Genomic DNA, 15,055 nt, shown 5'->3' on the forward strand with positions numbered 1-15,055 from the left:
TGTGCCGGAAAGCCGGTCAGCTCCTACTTGAAGAAGGCGATGCCGTCGTCCGGCAGGTCCCCGAGGCCCCTCGCCATCTCGGCGACCTCCTCCGGAGTGACGACCTTCTTCAGGTGCGCCGACATGTACGGCCGCAGCTCCACATCCGGGGTGGCCTTCTCGCCGACCCACATCAGGTCACTGTTCACATAGCCGTAGAGCCGCTTGCCACCGCTGTACGGGCCGGAGGCCGCGGTGCGGGCCACCGCGTCGGTGACCAGGTCGATCTGCGGCTTCTGCTTGGCCAGCTCGCCGTACCAGATCTCGACGATGCCCTGGTCGCGGACCATGACGATCTCGACCTTGCGGTCCTTGTCGACGCGCCAGTAGCCGGACTCGGTCTCCAGCGGCCTGACCTGCTTGCCGTCGGCGTCCAGCACCCAGGAGTGCGAGACGTACTCGAGGAAGTCCCGGCCGTCGTGGCTGAAGGTGACTTCCTGGCCGAAGTTGCACTTCTCGGCGCCGGGGAAGTCGGAGACGCCCGCACCCGCCCAGTTGCCGAGGAGGAAGGCCAGCGGCACGAGGTCCGGGTGGAGGTCGGACGGAATCTCGATCATGAGCGGCTCAGTCGATCTGTGAGGTGTACGGGCAGGTGTTCGGCGAGGGTCAGCGCTGGCCCTGGTAGAGCTTCTTCACGGTCAGTACGGAGAAGGCGAGCACGCCGACGCAGACCAGGATCAGCAGGGCGGAGAAGAATGCCTCAAGCACGGGGAGCTCCTCGGGACTAACGACGTGACGGCAGTACAGGACCGGGCCCCCAGCCTAATGGGTGGGGGCCCGGCACGGCGGTCCGGGGTTTCCCCCGGGCGCGGTCAGCCCAGCAGCTGGTTCTGCAGGGCCACGGTCTGGTGGAACGGAACGGTCTCCGTGCCCGCCGCCCCCTTTCGCGCGTGGACGACGAGGGCGACCGTGTCCCCGGCCAGCACGTACGCGTGGCGGACCTGCTCCGAGCCGTACGGCTTCGCCTCGGAGTACACGCGGGGAGTGGTGTACTCCACCCCGCCCGTGCCCGGCCATTCGTCGTCGGTGGCGACATCGGTGAGCCCGGCGAGCGGCTGCGGGTACGACTCGCTCCCGAAGAGCTCGTCCTGGAACTCGGTCGAGTACGCGACCGAGTTGAACTGGAGCAGGTAGACCCGGGACGACGTGCCGTCCGGCATGGTCCAGCTGCGGGCCGCGATGTGCCGCAGGGCGGAGTCGTCCAGCCGCTGGGTGAGCTCCGCCCGGTCGTCCTTCGGGTACTCGGAGACGTACTGCGCGGTGGTGACCCAGCCGTCGGCCTTCACCTTCGCACCGGCCGGAGCCGGCAGGAGGAGGCGCCGCAGGTCCGCGTGGTGGACCTCCGCGGTGTTGGCGTCGCTGAACGGGCGGGGCGCGTCGGCCGGGAGGGCGGGCAGGGTCAGCCGGGGGTAGTCCCAGCGCCCGTCGTCCTCGGTGGCCAGTCCCGGTACGTCGGTGCGCTCCATCGACGTGATGCCCAGGGCCGTGCCCGTGCCGAGACCCCCGAGGACCAGCACGGCGGCGGTCCAGCGTGCGACGGCCCGCAGCACCCGGCGCGGCGGCCGGGGCGGGGCGGGCGGGAGGTGCTCCGCGAGGTCCGGCTGTGCAAGGTCCTGCTGTGCGAGGTCCTGCTGCGGTGCCTGCTGCTGAAGGTCCTGCGAGGGCAGGCCCTGCGGCACCGGAGGCGGGGGCAGCGGGGGGAGGTCCGCAGCGGGCGCGGGAGCGGCCTCGTCGGTCGGTTCCGCCGTCTTCTCGGTCATATGTACTCCCCCGGGGACGTGATGTGCTCCAGCTGGTCCTTCAGCAGTTCGGCCACGGCTGCCTTGTCGAAGGGCTTGATGCCGGCCGCCGAGACGCTGATGCCCAGCTCGCCCTCGTACGCCATGCAGACCATGTTCTCGAGCTTGTCCTTGCTGTCCTTGGGCAGCAGGAAGCACGTGGCCTTACGCGTCTGGCCCTTGATCTTCGGCCCGTCGCGGAAGATCCCGATGGCTTCGAAGAGCCCCTTCTTGAAGGTGTAGAGATCCCGGACGGCCTTCTTGTCCTTCATCCGCATGATCTGGGTGTTCACGACCAGGTCGTTGGACTCCGACACGTACGAACGGGCGGCGAAGCCCTGCACGCGGAGCTTGTCCACCCGCTTGTCGAACTCCCGGCGCTGCTTGCCCGCGAGACCGCGGTTGGACTGCTTCATCGCGGCGGCGGCCTCCTTGCCGCTGACCTCGCCGTCGTTGCCGAGATCCTCGACATCGGGTCCGAGCCGGTAGCCGGCGGGAACGGGCAGCATCAGCTTGCTGAGCTCGGTGTCGGCCCGGCCCCGCACGGTGTCGGCCGCCGGGTCCTTGAGGGGTCCGCGATCGGCCCCGTCCCAGACGGTCGTCTCCACGGACCGGTCCGCGCCGTCGACCGTGATCGTCGTGTACGCGGCCGCGCCGCCGACGGCACCGATCACCAGGACGGCGGGAAGCGCGGTGAGAAGGATCCTGCGGACCTTCCCCGGTCGTGCCGGGGCGTCCTGGGGCGGAAGCGCCTCGGGCGCGTCGGCGGCGGGCGGGATGACGTCGTTCACAGGAGCTCCAGCTGTCGCTCGGCCAGCGTCCGGATGTCCTTCTTGCTGATCGGCTCGGTGTCGAACACATTGATCTCGATCATGATGTCGCCGCGGTGCATGACGGCCCTGGCGCGGTAGAACGGCATGTAGCCGGGCTCCCGGTCGACGGCGTACACGTAGTAGCGGCCGCTGCCGCTGCCCTTGACCGGATCGCCGTCGTTGCCGGCGCCGCGCTCCTTCGAGGACATGTACGAGCGCTGGCCGTCGGCGTACGACGCCGCCTCGGCGAACGCACCGGAGCGGAACTGGACGAGCCGCACGTTGGCCTCGCGGTGCGCGCCCTTCTTCCAGGCGGCGGCCGCGATCCGGCGGACGTCGGACTCCAGGAGGTACTCGAGCTGGGAGTCCTCGTTCTCGAAGTCCCGCGCGTAACTGTCCACGCTCACCCAGCCGTCGTTCAGCCAGTCCGTGTCCTTGTCGTCGCTCCAGCCGGCCGGCCGCTTCACGATCAGCTTGCGCAGATCGCCGTCCGTCCGTACCTGGCGGTCCTGCGAGGCGGGCAGGGGGGCCGGGACCTTGTCCGCGGGCAGCGACTTCGCCGGGTAGGCCAGCTTCGCCTGGGACAGCGTCGGCGGCGGCGTCGGGGGACGCTCGGCCTGGACGCCGTAGCCGACAGCCGTACCGCCCGCGACGCCGAGCAGCGCCGCGGCGGCGATCAGCAGGGTCGTACGCCCGCGCGGGCGTACGCGTACGGCCGGGGCAGGCGGGGCGGAAGGCTCGGCGACGTCGGCGGGCAGGGCGGGTGCTGCGGGTGCTGTCGGTTCGGCAGGCACTGCCGGTCCTGCAGGTGCTGCCGGCTCGGCAGGCACTGCGGGAACGGTGTCGTTCGCTTCCAAAAGGGTCCCCCCATAGAGACCTGAGGCGCAGGTTCCATTACCTGCGCACACAACTGACCCACAGGTCCCGGGGGAGGTTGCCCGCCCGACGATTACAGTTCGGTACATGTCGAAAAAGCTCGTGATCAAGGTGACTGCCGGGGCCGATTCCGCCGAGCGCTGCTCCCAGGCCTTCACCGTGGCGGCCGTGGCCGTGGCCAGTGGGGTCGAGGTCTCGCTCTGGCTGACCGGCGAGTCCGCCTGGTTCGCGCTGCCGGGTCGTGCCGCCGAGTTCGAACTGCCGCACGCCGCGCCGCTGCCCGACCTGATCGAGTCGATCATGGCCGGCGGCCGGATCACGCTCTGCACGCAGTGCGCGGCACGGCGCGACATCACGGAGAAGGACGTCCTGGAGGGCGTACGCATCGCGGGTGCCCAGGTGTTCGTGCAGGAGGCCATGACGGACGGCACGCAGGCCCTCGTCTACTGATCGCCGGGAGCGGGGCGGCTCTACCGGCGGCGCTTCTTGTCGTCGAGTTCGTCCCACCACTCGTCCGACTTCGGGTCACCGGAGGGATCGTCCCACCAACGGTCCTCCGGCCCCCGCCGGTTGGCGACCACGGCCGCGACGGGCGGGATGACCATGGCGACCACGCACATGCCGACCGCCGCGGGGACGGACCAGAGGCGCACGAAGGCCCAGGCGGAGACGAAGAGGACGAGGCATCCGCCCATCAGCAGGAAGTAGGCGCGACGGCGTCGGGCGTACATGCCTCCAGCGTAGAACGGATCCGGCCGCCCGGCGGTGGCCCGGACGGCGCGAAGGGCCGCACCCCTGCTCAGGTGGCGTCCAACCCCCTGGGGTGCGGCCCTCCGGCCGGTCATGAGCGTGAACTACACGGCGATGGCGACCTCGGCGAGGCCACCCGTCTGCGCCACGACCGTGCGGTCGGCGGTGCCGCCCGGGACCAGGGCGCGGAGCGTCCACGTGCCCTCGGCCGCGTAGAAGCGGAACTGTCCGGTCGCCGAGGTCGGAACCTCCGCGGTGAACTCACCGGTCGAGTCCAGCAGACGGACATAGCCGGTGACGGGCTCGCCGTCACGGGTCACACTGCCCTGGATGGTCGTCTCGCCCGGCTTGATCGTCGAAGCGTCGGGGCCGCCGGCCTGTGCTCCACACATGGTGTTCTGTCCTTCTGGTCGGGGTGCTGATCAGGTCCTGCGGACTTACTTGTTGGCGCCGAGCTCGATCGGCACACCGACGAGGGAGCCGTACTCGGTCCACGAACCGTCGTAGTTCTTGACGTTCTCCTGGCCGAGCAGCTCGTGCAGCACGAACCAGGTGAGCGCGGAGCGCTCACCGATGCGGCAGTAGGCGATGGTGTCCTTGGACAGGTCCACCTGCTCGTCCTCGTAGAGCGCCTTGAGCTCGTCGTCCGAACGGAACGTGCCGTCGTCGTTGGCGTTCTTCGACCACGGGATGTTGCGGGCGCTCGGCACGTGGCCGGGGCGCTGCGACTGCTCCTGCGGGAGGTGCGCCGGGGCGAGCAGCTTGCCGCTGAACTCGTCGGGCGACCGCACGTCGACCAGGTTCAGGCTGCCGATGGCCTTCACGACATCGTCGCGGTAGGCGCGGATCGACTCGTCCTGGGCCTTGGCCTTGTACTCGGTGGCCGGGCGCGTCGGGACGGCGTCGGTCAGGTCGCGGGAGTCGAGCTCCCACTTCTTGCGGCCGCCGTCGAGCAGCTTGACGTTCTCGTGGCCGTAGAGCTTGAAGTACCAGTACGCGTACGAGGCGAACCAGTTGTTGTTGCCGCCGTAGAGGACGACGAGGGTGTCGTTCCCGATGCCCTTCTCGGACAGGAGCTTCTCGAAGCCGGCCTGGTCGACGAAGTCACGGCGGACCGGGTCCTGGAGGTCCTTCGTCCAGTCGATCCGGATCGCGTTCTTGATGTGGTTCTTCTCGTACGCCGAGGTGTCCTCGTCGACCTCGACGATGGCTACCTGCGGGTCGTCGATGTGGGCCTCGACCCAGTCGGCGTCGACCAGAACGTCTGCGCGGCTCATGTGTTTCTCCTCCGGGGCAGTCTGCGGCGGGGTGGTGCGTGTGCGAAGTGCGAGGTGTACGCGCAGGTGCTGGGAGCGGACGCGTACGGGACGGCACGGGTTCGGCCCTGACATCGTCGAAGGGCCGGGCGAAACGGGAGAACGTCCCGCTCAGAAAGTGCGACAGAGCATGGCGGCGACGCGGCACAGGTCTACTGCCCGCCGCTTCGTGAGGTCCGCCTGTCGCTTCATGTGTCCGATCGTAGGGAGGTACGGGCGGAGATGTCACCGTCGTGTCGGATGATGAGACACGATCGTCCGCGATGCGAGACGAGGTACCGATCGGGAGCGCGCCCGACGGGTGTACCGGCGGTTCGGGCCGCACAGTCATCTACGGGTCGGACGGGGTCGTCTCAGTATCTGGATCGGCTGTCACATCCGCCCGCGGGGTCCCCCTACCCCGTCCCGCCCGCGGCTATCCGCCGCTGTTCCAAGTGCGGCCGTCACCCGGCGAGTTCGACGTCCGAGCCCGTCACCGAGATCTTCAGGCCGTCCTCGGCCACCTCGATCCTGTCCAGCTTCAGCCCGGCAGGCAGACCGCCGATCTCGCGCTGGAAGTCGGTCTTCTCGCGGACCAGCTCCTCCAGACCGGGGATGCCCTCACCCGGCACCTCGTCCGCGCGCACCTTGACGGTGTCGCCGTCGACGAGCGTGACGGTGGAGAGCACGCTGCGCGAGACCGAACGGCCCAGCAGCGGGATCTCGACGGAGCCGGAGACCTTCACCTTGCCCTTGCCGCCGTACGCGACGGTGACACCGTCGTCCGCCGCCTCGGTGAGGTCCGCGTACGAGACGACGGCCGTCCCGGTCGCCCGGGAGGCCGTCGCGCTGGTGTAGCCGGCGCCGAGCTTCACCTGGTGCAGCTGGGCCTCGATCTCACTGATCCATATCGAACGGCCGCCCGCGCTGGTCCGTACGCCGCTGACCTTGACGTCGACCTGGTCGAGCTCCGATCCGGCGATCTGGGTCAGGAAGGGGAAGCCCTTGATGTCGACCTCGGTCGAACCGGTCTCCGCACCACCGAACGAGACTCGGTCCGCGGCCTCGGACTCCGCGAAGTACACCGCCGCCCTGTCCAGGGCGACGAATATGCCACCCAGTACCACAGCCATGATCAGCAGTATTCGCAGTGCGCGCATGCCTGTTGTTCCCCCACTCCGACCGGCCGGACCCCTCGTGCCCGTGAGCCTACTGCCGCCGCGCGGCGCGCCCGGAGTGATCGACGAGCGAAGGGCCCGGCCGGTTCCCCCCGACCGGGGACGGGAGGGGCGACATGAACGGCATCAGGCGATCGCACGGCCGATCAGATAGACGGCGGGGGCCGCGGCGGTGAGCGGCAGCGCCACTCCGGCCGTCATGTGCACGAACTTCGACGGGTAGTCGTAGCTCGCCACCCGCAGCCCGATGAGCGCACAGCCGCCGGCCGCGAGCCCGAGGAACGCGCCCTGCGTGCCGATACCGGTCAGCCCGCCCGCAGCGGCTCCGGCGCCCGCCGCGACGAGGAGCGCGACGACGACCGACGCCGGGCCGGGCAGCGGAAGGGCCCTGACGAGCACGGCCACCGCGACCGCGATCCCGCCCACCGTCACCGCGTCCGGGGCAGCCGCGAGATGCCCGGCGGCCAGGACCGCAAGAGCGGCCGAGGCGACGGTGGCGGTCAGGCCGTACATCCGCTCGTCGGCCCCGGCATGACTGCGCAGCTGGAGTACGAGGGTGAGCAGCACCCACACGCCGAGCGTGCCGAGGATGGCCGCCGGGGCGTTGTCCCGGCCCGCCACGAGCAGGACGACGTCCGCGACGAACCCACCGGCGAACGCGAGTGCGATGCCCTGCCGGGCAGGCCACATGCCGTTGAGCCGGAACCAGCCGGCGGCTGTCACGGCCTGGAGCAGGACCAGCGGCACGAGCAGGGCGTAGGGCCCGATCGCGGCTCCGAGCGCGATCAGGAGGCCGAGGCCCGCCGTGACGGCGGCGGGCTGCATCCCGGGCGCGATGATCGGCGAACGCCCCTCGGCGCGGGCCCGCTGGGCGTCGGTGATCCGGCTGTTGCCCAGCGTCGTGGGCGCGCTGTAGCCGGAGCCGCCCTGCGCGGGGGCACCCGCCGGGCCGGCCGGGGCCTCGGGGACGAACGGGACCTCGGGCGGCAGCGGGTACGAGCCGGAGGTGCTGCTCTGCGAGGCGAACTGCGAGCCGGACTGCGGGGCCGGCTGCGGTACGGGCTGCGCGGCCGGCCGGTAGGCCGCCTGCTGCTGGTAGGGATCGTCGTGCGGTGCCTGGTACGCGGCCTGCTGCTCCGGCCGGATCGTCGGCTGGTACTGGGTGTCCCAGGTCTGGCCCTGCCACGTCTGGGTCGCACCCTGGTCGGCGTGCCCGGGCACACCGCCCTGCGGGTTCACCGGCTCCTGGGGAGCCACGGGCGGCTGCTCCGGCTGACCGGCCGGCCACCCGGAGCCGTCCGGAGCGACGTCGTACGGCACGGAGCCGTAGGGGGTGGCGTCGTAGGGCGTCTGATCACCGTACGGCGCCTGCTGCCCGTACGGAGAGGGCTGCTGCCCGTACTCGGACGGCTGCTGCCCGTACGGATACTGCTGATCACTGTTGCTCATGGTCTGCGGTTCACCCTCCTGCGAACGGCGGGAGCACCTCGACCGTGCCGCCCTCGGCAAGCCGTACGGTCTCATGGCCACGGGTCCCGACGGGGTTTCCGTCGATCAGGAACGAGCACCTCCGCAGTACCCGCGTCAGCTCGCCCGGGTGCCGCTCCCGTACCCCGTCGAGCGCCTCGGCCAGCGTCGCCGCCGCGTACGGCTCCTCCGCGGTTCCTGCGGCGGCCTTGGCCGCGGCCCAGTAGCGGATCGTCCCCGCTGCCATGGCGACACCTCTTTCCTCGTGCGTCAGCTCTCCATCATGAATCACGCCGACGCCGTCCAGTCGGCGATGCGGGTGAGCAAGCTCTCGTCCGCCGCGTTCTCCGCGTGTCCCATCCCGCGCTCCAGCCACAGCTCCGCCGTGCCCCGCGCGGCCTCGGCCAGCATCCGCGGGTGGTCGAGCGGGAAGTACGGGTCCTGGTCGCCGTGCACGATCAGCAGCGGGGCCGTTGCGATCAGCGGGACCGCCTCGACCGGGGAGAGCGGGACCGGGTCCCAGTCCCTGCGGTCGATCCGGGTGCGGAAGCCGTAGCGGCCGACGACCCTGCCGGCGGGGCGGGTGACCACCCAGTGCAGGCGCCGCATCGGAGCCGTTCCCCGGTAGTACCAGCGGGCGGGGGCGCTCACGGAAACCACCGCGTCCGTGTGCGCTTCAATGCGCCCCGCGTGCGCCCCAGCGCGCTGGACCACCCGTTCGGCTCCCGCCGTGGAACCCGTCCCGACCGAATCCGCTACGTCCTGCGCCGTATACAGAGCAGCGTGCCGCAGCACCACGGAACCGCCCATGGAGAAGCCGACCGTAACGATCCGCCGGTGCCCCAGGGACCTCGCCCAGGCCACCGCGGCGGCCAGGTCCAGCACCTCGCGATCGCCCACCGTGGACCGTCCGCCGGACCTCCCGTGCCCCCGGAACGAGAACGTGATCACAGCCGCACGCTGGGCGAACACCTCGGCGGCGCGCCGCACGGCCGGCCGGTCGACGGAGCCGGTGAAGCCGTGCGCGACGACGACCGCCGTACCGGCGGAGCTCCCGTCGACGGCCGCCCCGGAACCTCGCGTACACGGCGTGTACACCGCCTCGATACGGACGCCGTCACCGGTCAGCAATGTCGTGCGCCGGGCGGTCGGCGTGATCGAGGGAACAAAAGAACTCATGAATCGACCCTCGGACACAGAACTCATGTGGGCTATTCTGCTGCGAAGAGGATCCGGGCAAAGTTGCCCCCGGGTCCTTTTGTGTTTTCCGCGCGTTGTTACGGAGACGTTTCAACAAGCTCAGCGGTCCCGGGGCGCGGGGCCGCACCGTAAAAACCGCATGACGGCCGCCGCAGGGCGAACGTCGTACGGGAGTACGAAGCAGTGCCGCATACTCCCCCGGGTCCGCCCCGGGAGTGCCCCTCTCGCAGGGAACGAGGAGGACCGACGTAATGGGCGAGCGAACCGTGCACGATCGACCGACGACCCAGGCAGGTGGGCGGCGATGAGTTCACTGCTGCTTCTGACGAATGCCCTTCAACCGTCGACGGAGGTGCTCCCCGCCCTCGGCCTTCTGCTGCACAGCGTGCGGGTCGCTCCCGCCGAGGGACCCGCTCTCGTCGACACCCCCGGTGCCGACGTCATCCTCATCGACGGCCGCCGAGACCTCCCTCAGGTGCGCTCGCTGTGCCAGCTGCTGCGGTCCACCGGACCCGGCTGTCCGCTGATCCTCGTCGTGACGGAGGGCGGCCTCGCGGCCGTCACCGCCGACTGGGGCATCGACGACGTCCTGCTGGACACCGCGGGCCCCGCGGAGGTCGAGGCCCGGCTGCGGCTGGCCACCGGCCGCCAGCAGATCACCGCCGACGACTCCCCGATGGAGATCCGCAACGGCGATCTGTCCGTCGACGAGGCGACCTACAGCGCCAAGCTGAAGGGGCGGGTCCTCGACCTGACCTTCAAGGAATTCGAACTGCTCAAGTACCTCGCGCAGCACCCGGGCCGGGTCTTCACCCGCGCCCAGCTGCTGCAGGAGGTCTGGGGCTACGACTACTTCGGCGGTACGCGCACGGTCGACGTCCACGTACGGCGGCTGCGCGCCAAGCTCGGCCCCGAGCACGAGGCGCTGATCGGCACCGTCCGCAACGTCGGCTACCGCTTCGTCGCACCGGAGAAGGTCGAACGGGGCTCCGAGGAGGCCAAGGCGAAGGCGGCAGCGATGCCGGTGGAGGACGGCGTAACCCGTTCGGAGCAGTCCATGGAAGCCGGGATCACGGAAGAAGCCCCGGTCCGACCTGCCAAGCGGTAGGTCGATCCGCGTAGACTGCCGCGCGTGGCCAAGGTGACGCGGGACGATGTGGCGAGACTGGCGGGGACGTCGACCGCGGTCGTCAGCTACGTCATCAACAACGGACCCAGGCCGGTTGCCCCGGCCACGCGCGAGCGGGTACTCGCCGCGATCAAGGAGCTGGGGTACCGGCCCGACAGGGTCGCCCAGGCCATGGCCTCGCGGCGGACCGACCTCATAGGCATGATCGTGCCGGACGCGCGCCAGCCCTTCTTCGCGGAGATGGCGCACGCGGTCGAACAGGCCGCCGCCGAGCGCGGGAAAATGGTGCTCGTCGGCAACTCCGACTACCGCGACGAGCGCGAGGTCCACTATCTGCGCGCCTTCCTCGGCATGCGGGTCTCCGGACTGATCCTCGTCAGCCAGGGCCCCAGCGAGCGGGCGGCGGCCGAGATAGAGGCCTGGGACGCCCGCGTCGTCCTGCTGCACGAGCGGCCCGAGGCGATCGACGACGTCGCGGTCGTCACGGACGACATCGGCGGCGCACAGCTCGCCACCCGCCACCTCCTGGAGCACGGGAACGCCTATGTGGCGTGCCTCGGCGGCATGGAGTCGACCCCGGTGGTCGGTGACCCGGTCGCCGACCACATCGAGGGCTGGCGCCGGGCGATGCACGAGTCGGGGCGGTCCACGGACGGCCGGCTCTTCCACGCCCCGTACAACCGCTACGACGCCTACCAGGTGGCCCTGAAGCTGCTCGCGGGCCCGGACAGGCCGCCGGCGATCTTCTGCTCGACGGACGACCAGGCGATCGGTGTGCTGCGGGCCGCGCGCGAGCTGCGGATCGATGTGCCCGGGGAGCTCGCGGTCGCCGGCTTCGACGACGTGAAGGAGGCGGGCCTGACGGATCCGCCGCTGACGACCGTCTTCTCGGACCGTCCCGCGATGGCACGGGCGGCCGTGGACCTGGTCCTCGACGACTCCCTGCGGGTCTCGGGGTCCCGGCGCGAGCGTCTGAAGCAGTTCCCGTCCGCGCTCGTGGTGCGGCGCTCGTGCGGCTGCGGGGAACCGACGGTCACGGCGCCGTAGCCGCGCGTCCCTTATATGGGGCATACACGGTTCTGCCGGGCTTCTCAGGACGTACTCAGGTCCCTCTCATGTTCGCTGTCCACTCTCGTAGACATGACCGACAGCCACCGCCCGAGCGGCGAGTACCCGTACCCGACGTATCCCTCGTCCGGCAACGGCGAGGCGGCTTACCCGCCTCCGCCGGCGTACGAACCCGCACAGCAGGACGCCGCGGAGCCCGGCCCCCACGCCTGGCCCGCCCCCACGCCCGCTCCGGAGCCGGCCCCGGCCCCGGAGCGCAGGGTCAAGCGGCCCCTCGCCCTCCTCGCGGCCGTGGCGATCGCCGCGGCGGCGATCGGCGGCGGCACCGCGACCCTCATCGGCGAGCTCGCGGACAACGGCTCGGGCAGCACCGGCTCCGGCAGCGTCGTCAGCGGCACCAACGTCTCGCAGAGCAGCGCCGGCACCGTCTCCGGCGTGGCGGCGGCCGTGTCACCGGCGATCGTCGAAATCAGCGCGAGCTCCTCGGCGGGTGACGCCACCGGCTCCGGCGTCGTCATCACCTCGGACGGCGAGATCATCACCAACAACCACGTGATCTCGGGTGCCTCGCAGATCGAGGTGGCCCTCAGCACCGGTAAGACGTACACCGCCGACGTCGTCGGCACCGACGCCGACAAGGACCTGGCGCTCATCAAGCTCCAGGACGCGAGCGGACTGAAGACCGCCTCCCTCGGCGACTCCTCCTCGGTGAAGGTCGGCGACCAGGTCGTGGCGATCGGCTCGCCCGAGGGCCTCACCGGCACGGTCACCAGCGGCATCGTCTCGGCACTGGACCGCGATGTCACGGTGGCCAAGGACGAAGACAGTTCCGGTCAGGAACAGCAGCAGCAACAGGGCGGCGGGAACTGGCCGTTCGAGTTCGGCGGGCAGCAGTTCAACGGCGACACGGGTACGTCCAAGACGACGTACAAGGCCCTCCAGACCGACGCCTCGCTCAACCCCGGCAACTCCGGCGGTGCGCTCATCAACATGAACGGCGAGATCATCGGCATCAACTCCGCGATGTACTCCCCCAGTTCGGCGAGCGGATCGGGCAGCTCGGCGGCGGGCAGCGTGGGCCTCGGCTTCGCCATCCCGGTCGACACCGTCAAGGCCGACCTGGACACCCTGCGGGGCGGCGACGGCTCCTGACGAGGAGGGCCCGGATGAACCGCGGCCCCGACACCACCGGCGCCCGCGTCACCGGCCTCGACGCGGGCGCGGTGCCGCGCGACGCCGTGCGACGGCCGTGCGAGGCTGAGAGCACAGCACCCAGGAACCGGCACGCGAAGGAAGAGGACGAAGTGGCGATGAGCCCCGCCGAAGACGATCCGCAGCGCGTTCTGATCGTCGACGACGAGCCCGCCGTGCGCGAGGCCCTGCAGCGCAGCCTCGCCTTCGAGGGGTACGGCACCGAGGTCGCCGTGGACGGTTACGACGCCCTCGCCAAGGCGGAGTCGTACGCCCCCGACCTGATCGTCCTGGACATCCAGATGCCCCGCATGGACGGCCTCACCGCCGCCCGGCGCATCCGGGCCACCGGCACGACCACCCCCATCCTGATGCTCACCGCCCGCGACACCGTCGGCGACCGGGTCACCGGCCTCGACGCGGGCGCGGACGACTACCTCGTGAAGCCCTTCGAGCTGGACGAGCTCTTCGCCCGCATCCGGGCCCTGCTGCGCCGCAGCTCGTACGCGGTCGCTGCGGGCGGGGCGCTTCCCGACAACGACGTGCTGGCCTTCGCCGACCTCCGGATGGACCTGAACACCCGTGAGGTCACCCGGGGCACCCGCCGGGTCGAGCTGACCCGTACGGAGTTCACCCTGCTGGAGATGTTCCTGGCGCACCCCCGGCAGGTGCTGACCCGTGAGCAGATCCTCAAGGCCGTCTGGGGCTTCGACTTCGAACCCAGCTCCAACTCCCTGGACGTGTACGTGATGTACCTGCGCCGCAAGACCGAGGCGGGCGGCGAGCCGCGGCTCGTCCACACGGTGCGGGGCGTGGGGTACGCGCTGCGGTCCGGCGGCGGTGAGGCGTGACCGGCCTGCTCCGCCGCTTCCGCACGCTGCCGCTCCGCTCCCGCCTCGCCCTGCTGGTCGCCACGGCGGTCGCGGTGGCGGTCGCGGTGGTGGCCGCTGCCTGCTGGTTCGTGACGCGTGAACAGCTGGAACAGCAGCTGGACAAATCGTTGCGCAGTTCCAAGGTCGACCAGCCCTACCTCGTGAACCTGTACGCGTACTGCAAGGGCGGCACCTCTCAGGAGCCGCCGCCCTTCACCGGTGTGACGGTCCAGCTCATCGACTCCCAGGGCACGGTCTGCGTCGCTCCCGGCACGTCGAAGTTGCCGGTGAGCGACGAGGACCTGGAGGTGACCGATCAGGACCGGCCCTACGCCCTGCACTCCGCGACGGCCGAGGACGGAACGGACATGCGGGTCTTCACCTCCCGACTGGAGGTACGGGGCGGCCCCGGGGCGGAATCCGGGAGCCTCGCGGTCTCCATCGCCCGCCCCATGAGCGAGGTCACCGCGCCGCTCTCCACGCTGGCCTGGGTGCTGGTCCTCGTCGCCGGCATCGGCGTCGTCGGCGCCGGCGCCGCCGGCCTGTGGATCGCCCGTACCGGCCTGCGCCCCGTGGACGACCTCGCGCACGCCGTCGCGCACGTCGCGGAGACCGAGGACCTCACCGTCCGGATCCCTGTCGAGGGCGAGGACGAGATCGCCCGGCTCTCCCGCTCCTTCAACTCGATGACCAGCTCGCTGGCCACCTCGCGCGACCGCCAGTCCCAGCTCATCGCGGACGCCGGTCACGAGCTGCGCACCCCGCTCACCTCGCTCCGTACGAACATCGAGCTGCTCGCCCGGAGCGACGAGACCGGCCGGGCCATCCCGCCCGACGACCGCAAGGCCCTGATGGCCTCGGTGAAGGCCCAGATGACCGAGCTGGCCGCCCTCATCGGCGACCTCCAGGAGCTCTCCCGCCCGGACGCCGCCGAGCCCGGCCCCCTCCAGGTCGTCGCCCTGCACGACATCACCCGCACCGCCCTGCAACGCGCCCGGCTGCGCGGCCGCGAACTGACGATCACCGCCGAGCTGGCCCCCTGGTACGTACGGGCCGAGCCGGCAGCGCTGGAGCGGGCGGTCGTCAACGTCCTGGACAACGCGGTGAAGTTCAGCCCGCCCGGAGGGACGATCGAGGTCGTCCTGCACCGCGGCGAGCTGACCGTGAGGGACCACGGCCCCGGCATCCCCGCCGAGGAACTCCCGCACGTCTTCGAACGCTTCTGGCGCTCCCCCTCGGCCCGCCAGCTCCCCGGCTCCGGCCTCGGACTGTCCATCGTGGCCCGCACGGTCCAGCAGGCGGGCGGCGAGATCACCCTGAGCCCGGCCTCCGGCGGCGAGGGCACGGTGGCCTCGATCCGTCTGCCCGGTGCACCGCAGCCGCCGCCGGAGCTGTGAGCG

At 70.9% G+C, this 15,055-nt stretch carries 18 protein-coding genes; 6 read left to right on the forward strand and 12 right to left on the reverse strand.

The window, feature by feature from the left end; translation table 11 throughout:
* Positions 1 to 23: 23 nt before the first annotated feature.
* The 4 genes from ACFW9O_RS31805 to ACFW9O_RS31820 all read right to left on the reverse strand — a co-directional run bounded on the left by ACFW9O_RS31805 (position 24) and on the right by ACFW9O_RS31820 (position 3,423).
* A complete protein-coding gene (locus tag ACFW9O_RS31805; RefSeq protein ID WP_384614147.1) occupies positions 24 to 596 on the reverse strand; it encodes an FABP family protein in 573 nt (190 codons plus the stop codon).
* Between the two features lie 255 nt (positions 597 to 851).
* Complete coding sequence (locus ACFW9O_RS31810) at positions 852 to 1,799, reverse strand: hypothetical protein (protein WP_384614149.1); 948 nt, start codon at positions 1,797 to 1,799, stop codon at positions 852 to 854.
* On the reverse strand, positions 1,796 to 2,608 hold the full coding sequence (locus tag ACFW9O_RS31815) for a hypothetical protein (RefSeq protein WP_384614151.1): 813 nt from the start codon (positions 2,606 to 2,608) through the stop codon (positions 1,796 to 1,798). Before ACFW9O_RS31815 ends, ACFW9O_RS31810 begins: the two co-directional genes overlap by 4 nt.
* Positions 2,605 to 3,423, reverse strand: coding sequence for a hypothetical protein (locus tag ACFW9O_RS31820; RefSeq protein WP_384614152.1), 819 nt, complete (start codon positions 3,421 to 3,423; stop codon positions 2,605 to 2,607). Before ACFW9O_RS31820 ends, ACFW9O_RS31815 begins: the two co-directional genes overlap by 4 nt.
* Before the next feature lie 169 nt (positions 3,424 to 3,592).
* Between ACFW9O_RS31820 and ACFW9O_RS31825 the strand changes: the two genes are divergently transcribed.
* A complete protein-coding gene (locus ACFW9O_RS31825; RefSeq protein WP_384614154.1) occupies positions 3,593 to 3,955 on the forward strand; it encodes a DsrE family protein in 363 nt (120 codons plus the stop codon).
* Between the two features lie 20 nt (positions 3,956 to 3,975).
* Here ACFW9O_RS31825 and ACFW9O_RS31830 read toward each other — a convergent pair whose 3' ends face one another.
* From ACFW9O_RS31830 to ACFW9O_RS31865, 8 genes are all read right to left on the reverse strand, one after another.
* A complete protein-coding gene (locus tag ACFW9O_RS31830; RefSeq protein WP_384614155.1) occupies positions 3,976 to 4,350 on the reverse strand; it encodes a DUF3099 domain-containing protein in 375 nt (124 codons plus the stop codon).
* 9 nt (positions 4,351 to 4,359) lie between these two features.
* Entirely contained in the window at positions 4,360 to 4,647 is a 288-nt protein-coding gene (locus ACFW9O_RS31835) for a DUF1416 domain-containing protein (protein ID WP_014154938.1), read from the reverse strand.
* Positions 4,648 to 4,692: 45 nt separating this feature from the next.
* On the reverse strand, positions 4,693 to 5,532 hold the full coding sequence (locus ACFW9O_RS31840) for a sulfurtransferase (protein ID WP_383187402.1): 840 nt from the start codon (positions 5,530 to 5,532) through the stop codon (positions 4,693 to 4,695).
* A 150-nt stretch (positions 5,533 to 5,682) separates the two neighbouring features.
* Positions 5,683 to 5,763: a putative leader peptide gene (locus tag ACFW9O_RS31845; protein ID WP_350310325.1), complete on the reverse strand. Its 81-nt coding sequence runs from the start codon at positions 5,761 to 5,763 to the stop codon at positions 5,683 to 5,685.
* Between the two features lie 251 nt (positions 5,764 to 6,014).
* On the reverse strand, positions 6,015 to 6,710 hold the full coding sequence (locus ACFW9O_RS31850) for a DUF2993 domain-containing protein (protein ID WP_384614157.1): 696 nt from the start codon (positions 6,708 to 6,710) through the stop codon (positions 6,015 to 6,017).
* A gap of 144 nt (positions 6,711 to 6,854) precedes the next feature.
* Positions 6,855 to 8,177 carry a hypothetical protein gene (locus ACFW9O_RS31855; RefSeq protein WP_384614159.1) on the reverse strand — a complete coding sequence of 441 codons (1,323 nt, stop codon included), beginning with the start codon at positions 8,175 to 8,177 and terminating at the stop codon, positions 6,855 to 6,857.
* 10 nt (positions 8,178 to 8,187) lie between these two features.
* On the reverse strand, positions 8,188 to 8,442 hold the full coding sequence (locus ACFW9O_RS31860; RefSeq protein WP_351166650.1) for a MoaD/ThiS family protein: 255 nt from the start codon (positions 8,440 to 8,442) through the stop codon (positions 8,188 to 8,190).
* Positions 8,443 to 8,483: 41 nt separating this feature from the next.
* Positions 8,484 to 9,401: an alpha/beta hydrolase gene (locus ACFW9O_RS31865; protein WP_384614162.1), complete on the reverse strand. Its 918-nt coding sequence runs from the start codon at positions 9,399 to 9,401 to the stop codon at positions 8,484 to 8,486.
* A 298-nt stretch (positions 9,402 to 9,699) separates the two neighbouring features.
* Between ACFW9O_RS31865 and ACFW9O_RS31870 the strand changes: the two genes are divergently transcribed.
* From ACFW9O_RS31870 to ACFW9O_RS31890, 5 genes are all read left to right on the forward strand, one after another.
* Positions 9,700 to 10,503, forward strand: a complete 804-nt coding sequence (locus ACFW9O_RS31870) for a response regulator transcription factor (RefSeq protein ID WP_351166646.1) — start codon at positions 9,700 to 9,702, stop codon at positions 10,501 to 10,503.
* A 24-nt stretch (positions 10,504 to 10,527) separates the two neighbouring features.
* Entirely contained in the window at positions 10,528 to 11,571 is a 1,044-nt protein-coding gene (locus tag ACFW9O_RS31875; RefSeq protein WP_329208754.1) for a LacI family DNA-binding transcriptional regulator, read from the forward strand.
* Positions 11,572 to 11,664: 93 nt separating this feature from the next.
* Positions 11,665 to 12,744, forward strand: a complete 1,080-nt coding sequence (locus ACFW9O_RS31880; protein WP_384614164.1) for a S1C family serine protease — start codon at positions 11,665 to 11,667, stop codon at positions 12,742 to 12,744.
* Positions 12,745 to 12,902: 158 nt separating this feature from the next.
* On the forward strand, positions 12,903 to 13,634 hold the full coding sequence (locus tag ACFW9O_RS31885) for a response regulator transcription factor (protein WP_351166751.1): 732 nt from the start codon (positions 12,903 to 12,905) through the stop codon (positions 13,632 to 13,634).
* A complete protein-coding gene (locus ACFW9O_RS31890; protein ID WP_384614166.1) occupies positions 13,631 to 15,052 on the forward strand; it encodes a sensor histidine kinase in 1,422 nt (473 codons plus the stop codon). Before ACFW9O_RS31885 ends, ACFW9O_RS31890 begins: the two co-directional genes overlap by 4 nt.
* Positions 15,053 to 15,055: the final 3 nt, after the last annotated feature.

The sequence above is a fragment of the Streptomyces sp. NPDC059499 genome, assembly GCF_042749285.1.
Lineage (GTDB): Bacteria > Actinomycetota > Actinomycetes > Streptomycetales > Streptomycetaceae > Streptomyces.